Raw genomic sequence first — 15365 nt, forward strand, 5'->3', positions numbered from 1 at the left:
GGTCCCCGGTTCCCGGTCCCGGGTCCCGGCTTCAATCAATTCCTCAACGGCTTACCCGTCTTGAGCATGTGCCCAATCCGTGCCTGGGTTTTTTCCTGCTGGGCCAGTTCGACGAAGTGCTTGCGCTCCAGTTTGAGCAGCCACTCTTCGTCCACCAGCGCGCCGCGATCCACTTCGCCGCCGCACATCACCGTGGCGATGCGGGTGGCGATCTCGTAGTCGTATTCGCTGATGAACCGGCCTTCCAGCATGTTGACCAGCAGCATCTTGAAGGTAGCAATGCCGACGTCGCCGGCGACCTGGATGCGGCGTGCCGGCAGCGGGGCGCGGTAGCCGCCTTCAGCCAGTGCGCGCGCTTCGGCCTTGGCGATGTGCAGCGCCTCGTAGCTGTTGAAGACGACCTTGTCGGTGCCGCGCAGCAGGCCCAGTTCCTGGGCATTGACCGCCGAGTTGGAGACCTTGGCCATCGCGATGGTTTCGAAGGTCTTCTTCAGTTCGGCAAACACGTCGCCGCCCGGACCTGCGGCCTGCGAAGCGCGCACCGCGATTTCCTTCAGGCCACCACCGGCCGGCAGCAGGCCGACGCCGGCTTCGACCAGACCGATATAGCTTTCCAGCGATGCGACGGTCTTGGCGCTATGCATCTGGAACTCGCAGCCGCCGCCCAGTGCCAGGCCGCGCACCGCTGAAATCACCGGTACCTGCGCGTACTTGATGCGCTGGCTGGTGGCCTGGAAATTGGCGACCAAGGCTTCGAACGCATCCACCTTGCCGGCCTGCAGCAGGCCAAGCGCGCCGGCCAGGTCCGCACCCGCAGAGAAGGGCTCCTTCTGCTGCCAGATCACCAACCCGGCGAAGTCCTTCTCGGCACGGCCAACCACTTCCTGCAAGCCGTTGAGCACGTGGTCGGACACGGTATTCATCTTGGTCTTGAAGCTGACCACCGCGATGTCGTCGCCGTCGTGCCACATGCGCACGCCGTCGTTTTCGAACACGGTTTCGCCCGGCGAGAACTGCTCGCCCAGCAGCGGGTCGGGGAAGCGCTGGCGCTTGTAGACCGGAAGCGCCGAACGCGGCAGCTTGGCATCGCGCGCCGGGCTGTACGAGCCTTCTGCGGCATGCACGCCGTCGCGGCCATCGAACACCCAGTTCGGCAATGGCGCGCTGCTCATGCTCTTGCCGCTGGAAATGTCTTCGGCAATCCACTGCGCCACCTGCTTCCAGCCGGCGGCCTGCCAGGTCTCGAACGGGCCGAGCGACCAGCCGTAGCCCCAGCGGATCGCCAGATCCACGTCGCGCGCGGTTTCTGCAATGTCGGCCAGATGGAAGGCGCTGTAGTGGAACAGGTCGCGGAAGGTGGCCCACAGGAACTGCGCCTGCGGGTGCTGGCTTTCGCGCAGCTTGGCGAACTTTTCGGCCGGGTTCTTGATCTTGAGGATCTCGACCACTTCCGGTGCGGCAGTGCGATCAGCGGCGCGGTAATCCTGCTTCTGCAGGTCCAGTACCACGATGTCCTTGCCGACCTTGCGGAAGATGCCGGCGCCGACCTTCTGGCCAAGCGCGCCCTTGGCGATCAACGCGTCAAGCCACTTCGGCGAGGTGAAATACTGGTGCCACGGGTCGTCCGGCAAGGTGTCGCCCATGGTCTTGATCACGTGCGCCATGGTGTCCAGGCCCACCACATCCGAGGTGCGGTAGGTCGCCGACTTGGGGCGGCCGACCAGCGGGCCGGTCAGCGCGTCGACTTCATCGAAGCCCAGGCCGAATTCCTGCGTGTGGTGGATGGTGGACAGAATCGAGAACACGCCGATGCGGTTGCCGATGAAGTTCGGGGTGTCCTTGGCATACACCACGCCCTTGCCGAGCGTGGTCACCAGGAACGCTTCCAGGCCTTCCAGCACGGCCTTGTCGGTGCCCTTGGCCGGAATCAGCTCGGCCAGGTGCATGTAGCGCGGTGGGTTGAAGAAGTGCACGCCGCAGAAGCGGTGGCGCAGCTGCTCGGGCAGCACGTCGGACAGTTTGTTGATACCCAGACCAGAGGTGTTGGAGGCCAGTACCGCATGCTCGGCCACGAACGGCGCGATCTTCTTGTACAGGTCCTGCTTCCAGTCCATGCGCTCGGCGATCGCTTCGATGATCAGATCGCAATCGCGCAGCTGTTCCAGACCCTTGCTGTCATCGGGCGTGCCGTAGTTGGCCGGTGTAATCGCTTCGGCCAGCGCCTTGCTGGCGAGCGGGGCAGGGCTCAACTTGCCGAGATTGGCGATCGCCTTGAGCACGACGCCGTCGGCCGGACCTTCCTTGGCAGGCAGGTCGAACAGCACGGTGTCGACACCGGCATTGGTGAGGTGCGCGGCGATCTGCGCGCCCATGACGCCGGCACCAAGCACGGCGGCACGACGGACTAGCAACGGATTGGACATAGCAATAAGCCTCTTGTGGAACGTTTACGGTGTGGAATGAGCACGGAAACCGGGTTCCGCGAAACGAATCAGTTCGCGCGCAGCCCGCGCGCGATGGTCGGCCTCGCTAACGCCCGCCGGGCGCTTGATGAGGCCGAAATCGGCCATGGCATAGGTGAGCGCACCGGCCAGGAAATCCAGTCGCCAGTAAAGCTCTTCCTTGCTTAGTCCCGGCACGCAGCCGGCGATGGCCTTGCCGAACTCGCGCAGCACATGGCCGTAATGGTCGGATAGGAACTTGCGCAGGTTGTCGTTCTTTTCCGCGTAGGCGCGGGCGATCACGCGCACGAACGCACCGCCGTTCTGGCGGTCCTGCGCCATCGCCAATGCGGGCTCGACAAAGGCCGCAAGCACGGCGGTGAGCTCGCCGGGCTGGGACTTCTTTGCCGCCTCCAGTTGCTGCAGCCGTGCGGCGGTCATCTCGTCCATGCGGCGGCGGAATACCTCGTTGACCAGGTTTTCCTTGGACCCGAAGTGGTAATTGACCGCCGCGATATTCACGTCGGCCTGAGTGGTGAGCTGGCGCAGCGAGGTGCCGGCGAACCCGTGCTGGGCGAACAGCTCCTCGGCCGCACCGAGAATGCGGTCCTTGGTGGAGAAGTGGGCGGGCTTGGGCATGCGCTGGGGTCGGACTCAATCAAACGATTGTTTGAGTCTACGGGCTTGGTTGCACGCAGGTCATGCGGCAATGCAGCACGATTTAGGGGGCGCTGTGCAAACGAATGGGCGACACGATAGAATTGACCATCGCAAAGAAGCCTAAGCCCGCGTTTTGACGCGGGTTTTTTTCATGATAACCTCGGGCCTTCAGTGGCTCGCCCAACGGAGATCTTCCCATGGCGCTGGAGCGCACCCTGTCCATCATCAAGCCCGATGCCGTCGCCAAGAACGTCATCGGCGAAATCTATAGCCGTTTCGAGAAGGCTGGCCTGAAGGTTGTGGCTGCCAAGTACAAGCAGCTGTCACGTCGCGAAGCCGAAGGCTTCTACGCCGTGCACCGCGAGCGTCCGTTTTTCAATGCGTTGGTCGAGTTCATGATCTCCGGCCCGGTGATGATCCAGGCGCTGGAAGGAGAAAACGCCGTCGCCGCACACCGTGACCTGCTGGGCGCGACCAATCCCAAGGACGCTGCGCCGGGCACCATCCGCGCCGACTTCGCCGATTCGATCGACGCCAATGCCGCTCACGGCTCGGACTCGGTCGAGAACGCTGCCAACGAAGTCGCGTATTTCTTTGCCGCCACCGAAGTGGTCTCGCGCTGAGGCCGAGAGAGTCGAATCGTGAATGAGGTCGTGATCCCCTCCGTGTTGCAGGACGTGCCCGTCCGTACCCGGGAACTGCGCAAGCAGAACCTGCTCGACCTCGACCGCGAGGGACTGGAGCGCTTCTTCGCCGACACGCTCGGCGAAGCGCGCTACCGTGCCCATCAGGTGATGAAGTGGATTCACCATCGCTACGTCACCGATTTCGACCAGATGACCGACCTCGGCAAGGCGTTGCGTGCGAAGTTGCACCAGCATGCCGAGGTCCTCGTCCCGAACGTCGTGTTCGACAAGCCTTCCACCGACGGCACCCACAAATGGCTGCTGGCCATGGGTACCGACGGCAAGAACGCCATCGAAACCGTGTACATCCCCGACAAGGGCCGCGGCACGCTGTGCGTGTCCTCCCAGGTTGGCTGCGGCTTGAACTGCACGTTCTGTTCGACCGCCACCCAGGGCTTCAACCGCAACCTCACCACCGCCGAAATCGTCGGCCAGGTGTGGGTCGCGGCGCGCCATCTGGGCAACGTGCCGCACCAGCAGCGCCGGCTCACCAATGTGGTGATGATGGGCATGGGCGAGCCGTTGATGAATTTCGACAACGTCGTGCGCGCGATGAGCGTGATGCGCGATGACCTTGGCTACGGCCTGGCCAGCAAGCGTGTGACGCTGTCGACCTCCGGCCTGGTGCCGATGATCGACCGGCTCTCCACCGAAAGCGATGTGTCGCTGGCGGTCTCGCTGCACGCAGCCAACGACGCGCTGCGCGAGAGCCTGGTGCCATTGAACAAGAAATACCCCATCGCCGAGCTGATGGAGTCGTGCGCCCGCTACCTGCGCGGCAGCAAGAAGCGCGATTCGGTGACCTTCGAATACACCTTGATGAAGGGCATCAACGACCAACCGGAGCACGCGCGCCAGTTGGCCAGGCTGATGCGTCAGTTCGACAATGCGGTGCAATCCAAGGACGCCGGCAAGGTCAACCTGATTCCGTTCAACCCGTTCCCTGGCACGCGCTACGAGCGCTCGGGCGAGACGGAGATTCGCGCATTCCAGAAGATCCTGCTCGATGCGCAGGTGCTGACGATGGTTCGCCGCACCCGTGGCGACGACATCGACGCGGCATGCGGGCAGTTAAAAGGACAGGTCATGGACCGTACCCGTCGCCAGGCGGACTTCCGCCGTACATTGGAAGGGCAGGCTGATCGAGATGCGGCAGCGTAATATCTCGTTAATGGTGGTCGTGGCGATTGCGCTGAGCGTGGCCGGCTGCGGTGGTCGCAATGCCGAGGCAGGGTCGGCCAAGCGCGGGGAAGAAGTCGCGCCGGTCTATTCGTTCCGTGACAACAAGGCTACCAAGGACCGCCTGGCGGTACAGGAAAAGCTCGGCCTGGCCAGCAACCGGATGCAGACCGGGGACTATGGTGGCGCCGAGGAACAAATCCGCGCCGCTTTGAAGAAAGATCCGCAATCGGTGGACGCCATCGGTATGTTGGCGCTAATCCAGGGTGGACGCGGCGATGTCGCAGGCTCGGGCGCCTCCTATCGCCGTGCCGCCGAGCTGGCGCCACAACGCGGAGATGTGTTGAACAATTATGGCGCGTGGGTATGTGCTAACAGGTCGCCTGCCGAATCGCTGATCTGGTTTGATCGCGCACTGGCCGACCGAACCTACGCATCTCCCGCGTCCGCACTGGGAAATGCAGGTGGTTGTGCACTTAAGGCGGGGCAGCCTGAGCGCGCGGCAAGCGATTTGCGCAAAGCCCTCGAGATCGATCCGAACAATCCCTATGCGTTGGAGTCGATGGCACGGCTGGAAGCCGGGCGTCGCAATTATTTCGAAGCACGCGCCTTTGTCGAACGTCGCCTTTCGGCTGCACCGGCAACGGCTTCCGTGTTACAACTCGCCATTCAGATTGAGCAAGGGCTAGGCGACAAGGTAGCTGCCGGCCGTTACCAACAGCGGTTGGTCAAGGAATTTCCTGACGCAGCGACCGCTAACCCCGGGGCCAATGCATTGTGATCAGTGATTCCAATCCGAACCTTTTCGAGCAGGAAAAGGGCTGCGGGCAGCACTTGCGCGAAGCGCGCGAGGCGGCAGGTCTGAGCGTGGACGACGTGGCCGGTAAGCTGCGCATGCCGGGGCACGTGGTGCGCTCCTTGGAGCAGGAGGACTGGCAGCGTCTGGGCGCGCCGGTGTTCGTGCGTGGCCAGTTGCGCAGCTACGCGCGCTTGCTGCAGGTCGACCTGGAGCCGCTGTTGCAGCGGGCGACCATCGCACCGATCGAACCGGTCAAGCTGGTCAGTCACACGCACACCCCGCGTGCGCGGCGCATTCTCGAAAGCACGGCGCGCAAGGCCATGTACGTGGTGATCACCGGCGTGTTCGCAGTGCCGGTCTGGTACGCGACGCGCTCGCATCTGGATGGCAAGGCGCCAAGTACGGTGTCGTTGGATAGCATGCCTGAGGCTGCAAAAACCGGCACACCAGGCAATCCTGCAGCGCAGCCGGTCGCCGCGCCACGCGAGCAGCCGGCGCCGTACATCGCGTCGATGACCCCGGTGCCGCGCGCCACGTCCGATGCCGAGGCGCCTGCAACGGCGGCCGCCACGGGTGGCAGCTTGTCGTTGAGTTTCAGTGGCGACAGCTGGGTGCAGATCCTGGCACCGGATGGCAGTGCAGTGGAAAAAGCGCTGATCCGCGCCGGCGAGCATCGCAGCTATTTGCCGGGCCAGGTGGGCCGCATCGTGTTGGGTAATGCCTCGGCGGTACAGGTTCAGCAAGGCGGCAGTATCGTCGATGTGAAACCGTTCCAGCGCGCTAATGTGGCCCGTTTTGCGGTATCCTCAGACGGCTCCGTGGTGCCGGCTTCCGAGTGAAGCGGACTGCGGTTTTTCATTTATCCCTTTTGATGTTCCGTTCCTCCGGGATGACGGAGCGAGAGTACGCATGGCGATCGACGATCTGCTGGACGAACACGAACAAGGCGAACGCGTTCGTTCCTGGTTGAGAAAGAATGGCGCGGGATTGGTGGGCGGCGTCCTGTTCGGACTGACGCTGATCCTGGGCTGGCAGTGGTGGCAAAAGCGCACCAATACCGAATTGGTCGAGGCCAACACCCGCTACGAAGCGGTGGTGAAGTCGATCCAGGCCAAAGACCTGGACAAGGCGGCCAAGGACATCGTGGCGCTCGACGACGGCAAGGGCGGCATCTACGCCGAATTGGCTGCGCTGCGTCTGGCCAAGGCCCAGGTGGATGCCGGCAAGAACGCCGAGGCGATCAAGACGCTGCGCGATGTGCCGGCCGAAGGCGAACTCAAGCAGATCGTGCAGCAGCGCCTGGCGCGCGTGCTGACCGAAAGCGGCAAGCCGGACGAGGCGATCAAGCTGCTGGCCGATGCGCAGGACCACGCCAGCCTGGAGATCCGCGCCGATGCGCTGGTTGCGCAGGGCAAGCCGGATGAAGCGCGTGCGCTGTACACCAAGGCCCTGACCACGGTGGATGTGGCCTCGCCGCAGCGCCGGTTGCTGGAAACCAAGCTGATGGATGTGGGCGGCATGGTGCCCGATCCGGCGGAGCAGATTTGATGAAGCAGGTTGATATGTATAAGCGCGTTGCGTTGATTGCGGTGATGGGCCTGACGCTGGCTGGCTGCAGCACCGTCAAGGGCTGGTTTGCCGGGAAGGATGCGGCTGCCAAGAAGGCGCAGGAACCCGCAGAGCTGGTCAAGTTCGAGCCGTCGGTCAAGGTCGACAAGATCTGGTCCACCGGCGTGGGCAAGGGTGAAGGGCATATCGGCGTACGTCAGCGCCCGGCCGTGGCCGATGGCAAGGTGTATGCGGCGGCCATCACCGGCGGCGTGCAGGCGCTGGACCTGCAGACCGGCAAGCGTGTGTGGGAGTACAAGCCCGAGAAAGAAGAGCGCAACGACCGCAAGTTCAAGCAGCGTCTGTCCGGTGGTCCGGGTGTTGGCGAAGGCCTGGTGGTGATCGGAACGCTGTCTGGCGACGTGATTGCATTGAACCAGGCCGATGGCACCGAGAAGTGGCGCGCCAAGGTGCCCAACGAAGTGATTGCCGCACCTGCCATTGCACAGAACCTGGTGCTGGTGCGCAGCAACGACGGCCGCGTCACTGCATTCGATGCGGCAACCGGCGAGCGCCGCTGGTTCCATGCCGAAGAAGGCCCGACGCTGTCGGTGCGCGGTAATGCACCAATCGTGACCGGCCCGGGTGTGGTGTTCGTCGGCAACGACAGCGGCACCTTGAGCGCGCTGGCGCTGCAGGATGGCCGCCCGTTGTGGGAGCAGGCCATCGGCGTACCGGAAGGTCGTACCGAGCTGGAGCGCATGTCCGACGTGGACGGCGCACCGGTGCTGGATGGCACCACGCTGTACGCCACCAGCTTCAAGAACGAAACCCTGGCGCTGGAAGGTCCGAGCGGCCGCCCGCTGTGGACGCGCGATCACGGCGGCGCCGGTGGCGTCGGTGTGTCATCGGCCGTGGTGGTGGTGTCCGACAACGCCGGTTCGGTGTGGGGCCTGGACAAGGGCAGCGGTGCGGCGATGTGGTCGCAGGCTGCCTTGGCACGTCGCTCGCTGACCGGTGTGGCCATCCAGGGCGATTACGCCGTGGTCGGCGACTACAAGGGCTACCTGCACTGGCTGAAACTCAGCGACGGTGCACTGGCCGCGCGCGCTCGCGCCGGACGCGATACGCTGCTGGCGCAGCCGCAGGTCGTCGATGGCATCCTGCTGGTACAAAACACCGACGGCGATCTCACCGCCTTCCGGTTGGCACAATAAGGACCTTGCGATGCTGCCCCTGGTCGCCCTGGTTGGACGGCCCAATGTCGGCAAGTCCACCATCTTCAATGCGCTGACGCGCACCCGCGACGCGCTGGTCCACGACCAGCCCGGCGTTACCCGCGACCGTAACTACGGCGTCTGCCGGCTGGACGAGCAGCAACCCTTCATTGTCGTCGATACCGGTGGTATCGCCGGCGACGAGGAAGGCCTGGCCGGCGCCACTGCGCGTCAGGCACGCGCTGCCGCTGGCGAAGCGGATCTGGTGTTGTTCGTGGTCGATGGGCGCGAAGGTGCGTCCTCGCTCGATGACGAAATCTTGGCCTGGCTGCGCAAGCTGGCACGGTCGACCGTGCTGGTCATCAACAAGATCGACGGCACCGACGAAGAGACCGTGCGCTCGGAATTTGCGCGTTATGGTTTCTCCGACGTGGTGGCGTTGTCTGCTGCGCATCGGCAGGGCATCGACGAACTGCTGGAGGAAGTCGGTGCGCGATTGCCCGAGGAAGGGTCCGGCGAGTTGCTGGATAACGACCCGGCACGCGTGCGGATCGCCTTCGTGGGCCGCCCGAACGTAGGCAAGTCGACATTGGTCAATCGCCTGTTGGGCGAAGAGCGCATGATCGCCTCCGAGGTGCCCGGCACCACCCGCGATTCGATCGCGGTGGATCTGGAGCGCGACAATCGCCAGTACCGCCTGATCGATACCGCCGGCCTGCGCCGTCGCGGCAAGGTGGAAGAGGCGGTCGAGAAGTTCAGTGCGTTCAAGACGCTGCAGGCGATCGAGCAGTGCCAGGTGGCGGTGCTGATGCTGGACGCCACCGAAGGCGTGACCGATCAGGATGCGACGATTCTCGGTGCGATCCTAGATGCTGGCCGTGCCCTGGTCGTTGCGATCAACAAGTGGGACGGGCAAAGCGATTACCAGCGCGCGCAGGCCGAAGATCTGCTGTCGCGCAAGCTCGGTTTCGTCAGCTGGGCGGAGGCGGTGCGGATCTCTGCATTGCATGGCTCGGGCATGCGCGAGCTGTTCCAGGCGATTCACCGCGCGCACGCGTCGGCAACGCATGAGTTCAGCACCAGCGAAGTGAACCAGGCGCTGGAAATTGCCTACGAGACCAATCCGCCTCCGAGCATTCGTGGCCATGTCTCCAAGCTGCGCTACGTGCATCCGGGCGGGGCGAATCCGCCGACCTTCATTGTGCATGGCACGCGCCTGAAGGTGCTGCCGGAGTCGTACAAGCGCTACCTGGAAAACTTCTTCCGCAAGCGCTTCAAGCTGGTTGGCACGCCGGTGCGTTTTATTTTCCGCGAGGGTGCCAACCCCTACGAAGGTAAGAAGAACACGTTGACCGACCGTCAGGTCGCACGCAAGCGGCGCCTGATACGGCACGTTAAAGGGAAGTAGGTGCATCCAGGCCGCCCGACACGCAATGTTTCAGGCGGTAGTGGAAGCCAGTTGGTCTGTCGAGCTGTGAGTTGCAGATCGCTCTGTGTAGGGCGCGGCAACCAACGCTCTGAACGATGTTCGTGAGCTTTCGACCAACGGCTGACGCAATCTCCACCACGTTGACGCGCCTGTTTCCAGGCATTGGCAACCGTCGTGCTCGGCCGAAATCTTGAGTTCGCGCGCAATGGCGCGCGTTGTTCGAACGCGCATGCTGCTTCAATCGCCGATGATGCGGCGGTCATTCGCGGTAGCGGTGCGCTGGTATCCTGCGCGTCATGACCGACTATCCTTCCCGCATCCCCTACGCGCAGGCGCTGCAAATTCTGCGTGCTGTCGCGGCCAGCAACCGCTTGCCCGATGAAAACATTGCCACCTCGCGTGCCGATGGGCGGATCTCTGCCGGCGATCTGATTGCACCGCTGGCACTGCCGCCATTTGCCAATAGCGCGATGGATGGCTTTGCGCTGCGGCATGCCGATGTTGCTGCGGGCGATGCGTCGTTGCAGCTGGTTGGCGAACAGTTTGCCGGCGAGCGTTGGACTGGAACGTTAAGCGCCGGGCAATGCCTGCGCATCACCACCGGCGCGCCGCTGCCCGATGGCGCCGACACCGTGATCCCGAAGGAAGATGCCGACGAGCGCGATGGCGTGGTGCGCTTCCGCACGATGCCTGCGTTGGGCGCGGCGGTGCGCTTGGCTGGCAGCGATGTGCGCGCGGGCGATCTGGTGATACAGACCGGGCAGGTGCTGACGCCGGCGCGTATCGGGCTGGCTGCTGCGTTGGGTGTGTCGCGCCTTGCGGTGGCGCCACGGCCGACCATCGCGGTGCTGGCCACCGGCGATGAGTTGGTCGAGCCGGGCATGCCGCTCGGGCCGGGCCAGATCTACAACAGCAACCGCGACATGCTGATGGCGCAGCTGCGGGCGCTGGGCTACGCGCCAACCGCCTGGCCGACCTTGCCGGACGATCCGCAGCGCATCCGTACGGTGCTGGAAGATGCGGCGGCTGCGTTCGATGTGGTGATCACCTGCGGCGGCGTCTCGGCCGGCGAAAAGGATTATCTGCCGCGGCTGATCGATGAGCTGGGCCGCATCCATTTCTGGCGCGTGCGCATGCGCCCGGGCATGCCGGCGGTGCTGGGGCAGATTGGCCGCTGCCTGGTGCTGGGCCTGCCGGGCAACCCGGTGTCGGTGCTGGCAACGCTGATCGCCTACGGGGTGCCGTTACTGGATGGATTGCAGGGGCGCAGCGAGCCGCGCCCGGTCTGGCATGCAGCGTTGGCAAGCCCATGGGAAAAGCGCCATGAACGCCTGGAGTTCCTGCGCGGACGGCTGGAGTGCGGCGAAGACGGACGGCTGATTGCGCTGCCGCACCGCGGCGACGCTTCGCACTTGTTGCGTGGCGCGGCCGATAGCAATGCGTTGATCGTATTGCCCGAGCAGGCGCGGCGTTTTGAGGCTGGCGAGATCGTGCGGGTGATTCCTTACGCGTTGTGAGCGCTTGATGGATCGATGCTGCCCGGCAAGGTAGTGCGTTGTTGGAAGGATGATGGAAAGCGCACAGCATGCGACGCGCTTGGCGCCAAACTTGAATGAGTAGAGTGCGCATTCCACTGGCTTGCGCATAGGTGTCGTGGCGTTGAAGCTGAAGCCTTGAACAGCCACAGCGAGTCGCTCCATAGCCTCTCTCCCTGCGGGAGAGGGGTTGGGGTGAGGGTACGTACGCCGGAAGACAGCCATTTGTGCTGCCTAAGCTGCCGTAATCCTCAAGCCAATAAACCCGCATCGCACCGCCAATCCGTCAGTCGGCCAACCGACATCACACGGTCAGTTCAACACCCACTCTCAACCAACCGCGCTACCGCAGAACGCGGCGTAATCGGCATAACCGGCAAATACCGTCCCTGGCGCGCAGACCGGACACTGCGGATCAGGTGGCAGGCGGATCTCGCGAAAGCGCATCGACAGTGCGTCGAAACTGAGCAGGCGGCCGGCCAGGCTGTCGCCGATGCCGAGCAGCAACTTGATCGCCTCGGTGGCCTGCAGCATCCCGATGACGCCGGGCAGCACGCCGAGCACGCCGGCCTCGGCGCAACTGGGCGCAAATTCCGGCGGTGGCGGTTCGGGAAACAGGCAGCGGTAGCAGGGCGCATGGCCGCGGTGACGCCCGGCGTCGAAGACGCTCACCTGGCCCTCGAACTGTTGCACCGCGCCGTACACCAGCGGCTTGCCGAGTTTGACGCAGGCGTCGTTGAGCAGATAACGCGCTGGAAAGTTGTCCGCGCCATCGATCACCACATCGACCTCCTGCAGCAATGCTTCGACATTGCCTGCGGTGACGCGTGTCTGCACCGCATCGACCTGTACGCGCGGATTGAGCGCAGCGATGCGTTGTGCAGCGGAGTTCACCTTGGCGAGGCCGACGCTGTCTTCGGTGTGCAAAATCTGGCGCTGCAGATTGCTGCGGTCCACCACATCGTCGTCGGCGATGCGCAGATGACCCACACCGGCTGCAGCCAGATAGAACGCGGCCGGCGAGCCGAGCCCACCAGCGCCGATCAGCAGCACGCGTGCGCGCGACAGCCGCTGCTGTCCTTCCACGCCTACCTGCGGCAGGCGCAGATGCCGCGAGTACCGTTCAAGAAAATCCTGCTCGTCCGCTGGCAGGGTCGGTCGCACGACCGGCAGCCCATCACGCAACCAGGCGGTGGTGCCGCCCAGCACCGAGGCGACGCTGTTGTACCCCTGCGTCCGCAAGATTTCGGCGGTGCGTGCCGAGCGTTTGCCGCTTTGGCAGATCAGCACGATTTCGCGCGCATGCCCGGACAGATGCTGGCCGGGCGCGGTTTCCAGCTTGGCCTGCGCGATCGCCAATGCGCCTTCGGCCTGGCCGCTGGCGCGCTCGTGCAACTGCCGGATATCGATCAGCAAGGCGCCTTGCAGGGCGCGTGCACGTGCGTCGGCCGGGGAGATGTCGTGACTGCTCATGACGCCATTGTCGCGCAAACGCCGACGCCGTACGTACCGTGCGATGTCGCTTCGGTCGAAGCTGCCGCACGCCGGTGAAAACCGCGTTACAGCGCAGGCGTGCGTGTCGTCGGGATCACGCTGCATTGCCCGCGGCGCCGCTGTAATTCGCTCCCGTCAGGGCAGTGCGGTTTGTCTGGCCCGGTTTGACCGTCTTGCGCAGCCCGCTATCGCGTGCCATCGCAACGACCGCCTCAGGAGAGACACATGTTCATCGCATCCTCGCGCAACGCTGTTGCGCGCCACCTCGTTGCCCGTCGTCCGCTGGCGCTCTGGATTGGGCTGGCGTTGAGCGGCAGCGCACAGGCGCAACAGGCCACGCCCGACGCCGCCGATGCACCGGAGCCGGCCGCCGCGCAGCCTACCGCCACCCTGGACGCGGTACAGGTCAAAGGCATGCGCCGCAGCGTGGAAAGCGCGATTGCGACCAAGCAATCCAACGCGGAGATCAGCGATTCGATCGTGGCCGAAGACATCGGCAAGTTGCCCGACAACAGCGTGGCTGCAGCACTGCAGCGCGTCACCGGTGTGCAGGTGGCGCGCGCCGGTGGCGAGGTGGGGCAGGTGTTGGTGCGCGGGTTGCCCAACGTGGTCACCACACTGGATGGGCGTAACGTGTTCACCACGGTGGGGCGCGACATGGAGCTGGCCGATGTGCCGGCCGAGTTGCTGCGCAGCGTGGACGTGTACAAGACCACCGGCGCGCAATTCCAGGAAGGCGGCATTGCCGGCGTGGTCGACGTGCATTTGCGGCGGCCGTTCGATTTCGATCAGGAAAGCACCATTGCCGGCAGTGGCAGTGCGTTGCGTGGCGATCAATCCGGCAAGACCGTTCCCAACGGCAGCCTCACGCTGAGCCAGCGCCGGGACACCGACGTGGGGCGGATGGGCTGGATGGGCAGCGTGTCGTACCAGCGCCGGCCGTATCAGGAATCCAACACGCTCTACGGCACTTACGATCTCAAACCGAACCCTCTCGATGCGACCCGGCAACTCTACGTGCCCTACAGCGCGGGCGGGCTGATGAATCACGCAATGCCGATGTGTCGCTGGAATGGTATTTCCGCCCGGGCTCGTTGCTGTCGGTGGCCGGCTTCCATCGCAGGATCGATGGCTATATCCAGAACTACGCGGCCGACGAGCCGATCGGCGGCGTCGTGTATTCGATCAGCCGGCCGCGCAATGCGGGCGAGGGCACGTTGAAGGGTATGGAAGTGGGGTACACGCACTTCTACGACTTCCTGCCTGGCTGGTGGTCCGGCTTTGGCAGCCAGCTCAACTACACCTATGTTTCTGCAGAAGCGGACTCACCGGAGGGCATTGGTCAGCCGCTGACTAACGTGTCCAAGAATGCCTACAACGCGATCCTGATGTACGAGTACGCGCATTTTTCTGCCCGCGCGGCCTACAACTGGCGCGGCGATTACGCAGTGAGTTTCAACAGTTCCGGCGACCAGCCCGAGCAGATCAACCAGGGGCGGGAGAAGTGGCTGGACCTGGCGTTCAACTACGAACTCAACGAGCACCTCACCCTGTTCGCCGAGGCGACCAATCTGTTGGGAACCACAACCAATAATTACTTCGGCCGCCGTGGCGGCGATTTCCCGCGCGAGATCGCATCGCCTGAGCGTAGCTATACGCTGGGCTTCCGGTTTCGGCTGTGACGGCCTGGAGTGTGGCGTTGGCGTCAGGCTCACTGTCTTAGCGGTAGCGTAAGGGTCAACAGAACACGGGACTGTGCGGCAGCAGCGTCGCCCTTGATGCATGGCACACCCACTGGCTTGCACAGCGCAGCCACGGGCCTGTTTGATGATCGCCAGGCACCTTGCCTGCGGCTTTATGGTTACGAGGAAGCTTCATGACCCCTGACATCGATGCGCAATTGAAACACCTGGAAGAGCAACTGCCCGAGATTCGCAGCCAGCATCCGGACGACTTCTGGGATGCGTTTCATGCGCGTGCCGAGAAGATCACCGGCGCGGCGGAGTCGCAGGAACAGGCAGCGCAGATCGTCAAGCGCATTGACGAGATCCTGGGTGCCAATCAGCTCGGGCCTGCGGATCCTGGTGCCTGACACCCTGCCAGTCCCGGCATAGTCGGGTGAAGGAAACGGTGCAGGATCTGAGGTATCCCCACATTTCTTCCTGCAAGATCAAGTACTTGGTATGCCAGGGTGTGGAAGAAAGTGCGCGCATGGGGCACGCTTCAAGGTGACTAAGCCAAAGAAGAGTACCGACCATGCGCGCCAGCGAAGTATTGCAGAAATGCTTGTCTAACTCACTCTCCGGGATGCATGCATTACGCCAACGCAGCTTGCTGCGCGCGGTTGAAGCGCTAGTGCATGGAGGCCGGCTGACGT

Annotated in this window: 12 protein-coding genes and 1 pseudogene; 10 read left to right on the forward strand and 3 right to left on the reverse strand. The window is 63.9% G+C overall.

From position 1 onward, the window contains the following. Positions 1–35 precede the first annotated feature (35 nt). Both A7D16_RS07435 and A7D16_RS07440 read right to left on the reverse strand, forming a co-directional pair. Positions 36–2423 carry a 3-hydroxyacyl-CoA dehydrogenase/enoyl-CoA hydratase family protein gene (locus A7D16_RS07435; RefSeq protein ID WP_064631304.1) on the reverse strand — a complete coding sequence of 796 codons (2388 nt, stop codon included), beginning with the start codon at positions 2421–2423 and terminating at the stop codon, positions 36–38. Between the two features lie 24 nt (positions 2424–2447). Further along, on the reverse strand, positions 2448–3080 hold the full coding sequence (locus A7D16_RS07440) for a TetR/AcrR family transcriptional regulator (protein WP_007963815.1): 633 nt from the start codon (positions 3078–3080) through the stop codon (positions 2448–2450). A 218-nt stretch (positions 3081–3298) separates the two neighbouring features. Here A7D16_RS07440 and ndk point away from each other — a divergent pair, with 218 nt between their 5' ends. The 8 genes from ndk to A7D16_RS07480 all read left to right on the forward strand — a co-directional run bounded on the left by ndk (position 3299) and on the right by A7D16_RS07480 (position 11476). Beyond that, positions 3299–3724 carry a nucleoside-diphosphate kinase gene (gene ndk / locus A7D16_RS07445; protein ID WP_002812972.1) on the forward strand — a complete coding sequence of 142 codons (426 nt, stop codon included), beginning with the start codon at positions 3299–3301 and terminating at the stop codon, positions 3722–3724. Between the two features lie 18 nt (positions 3725–3742). Further along, positions 3743–4948: a 23S rRNA (adenine(2503)-C(2))-methyltransferase RlmN gene (rlmN, locus tag A7D16_RS07450; RefSeq protein WP_064631306.1), complete on the forward strand. Its 1206-nt coding sequence runs from the start codon at positions 3743–3745 to the stop codon at positions 4946–4948. Between the two features lie 10 nt (positions 4949–4958). Then, entirely contained in the window at positions 4959–5747 is a 789-nt protein-coding gene (gene pilW / locus A7D16_RS07455) for a type IV pilus biogenesis/stability protein PilW (protein WP_064631308.1), read from the forward strand. Then, a complete protein-coding gene (locus tag A7D16_RS07460) occupies positions 5744–6604 on the forward strand; it encodes a helix-turn-helix domain-containing protein (RefSeq protein ID WP_064631309.1) in 861 nt (286 codons plus the stop codon). Before pilW ends, A7D16_RS07460 begins: the two co-directional genes overlap by 4 nt. Before the next feature lie 70 nt (positions 6605–6674). Then, positions 6675–7313: a YfgM family protein gene (locus A7D16_RS07465; RefSeq protein WP_064631312.1), complete on the forward strand. Its 639-nt coding sequence runs from the start codon at positions 6675–6677 to the stop codon at positions 7311–7313. Continuing rightward, on the forward strand, positions 7313–8530 hold the full coding sequence (gene bamB / locus A7D16_RS07470) for an outer membrane protein assembly factor BamB (RefSeq protein WP_064631314.1): 1218 nt from the start codon (positions 7313–7315) through the stop codon (positions 8528–8530). Before A7D16_RS07465 ends, bamB begins: the two co-directional genes overlap by 1 nt. A gap of 10 nt (positions 8531–8540) precedes the next feature. Then, positions 8541–9938 carry a ribosome biogenesis GTPase Der gene (gene der / locus A7D16_RS07475; protein WP_064631316.1) on the forward strand — a complete coding sequence of 466 codons (1398 nt, stop codon included), beginning with the start codon at positions 8541–8543 and terminating at the stop codon, positions 9936–9938. A gap of 317 nt (positions 9939–10255) precedes the next feature. Continuing rightward, positions 10256–11476: a molybdopterin molybdotransferase MoeA gene (locus tag A7D16_RS07480; RefSeq protein ID WP_064631319.1), complete on the forward strand. Its 1221-nt coding sequence runs from the start codon at positions 10256–10258 to the stop codon at positions 11474–11476. A 348-nt stretch (positions 11477–11824) separates the two neighbouring features. Here the strand turns inward: A7D16_RS07480 and moeB are convergent, their stop codons facing one another. Continuing rightward, the gene (moeB, locus tag A7D16_RS07485) at positions 11825–12985 is read right to left on the reverse strand and encodes a molybdopterin-synthase adenylyltransferase MoeB (RefSeq protein WP_275655042.1); all 1161 of its coding nucleotides are present in this window, start codon (positions 12983–12985) and stop codon (positions 11825–11827) included. 228 nt (positions 12986–13213) lie between these two features. On the opposite strand from moeB, the pseudogene A7D16_RS07490 reads away from it, so the two are divergent. Together A7D16_RS07490 and A7D16_RS07495 are read left to right on the forward strand one after the other, a co-directional pair. Continuing rightward, positions 13214–14532 (forward strand): annotated as a pseudogene (locus A7D16_RS07490) (TonB-dependent receptor plug domain-containing protein); the annotation flags it as partial. Between the two features lie 332 nt (positions 14533–14864). Beyond that, positions 14865–15080, forward strand: a complete 216-nt coding sequence (locus tag A7D16_RS07495) for a hypothetical protein (RefSeq protein ID WP_064631321.1) — start codon at positions 14865–14867, stop codon at positions 15078–15080. The last annotated feature ends 285 nt before the right edge of the window (positions 15081–15365 follow it).

Origin of the sequence: Xanthomonas nasturtii (assembly GCF_001660815.1) — a bacterium.
GTDB lineage: Bacteria > Pseudomonadota > Gammaproteobacteria > Xanthomonadales > Xanthomonadaceae > Xanthomonas > Xanthomonas nasturtii.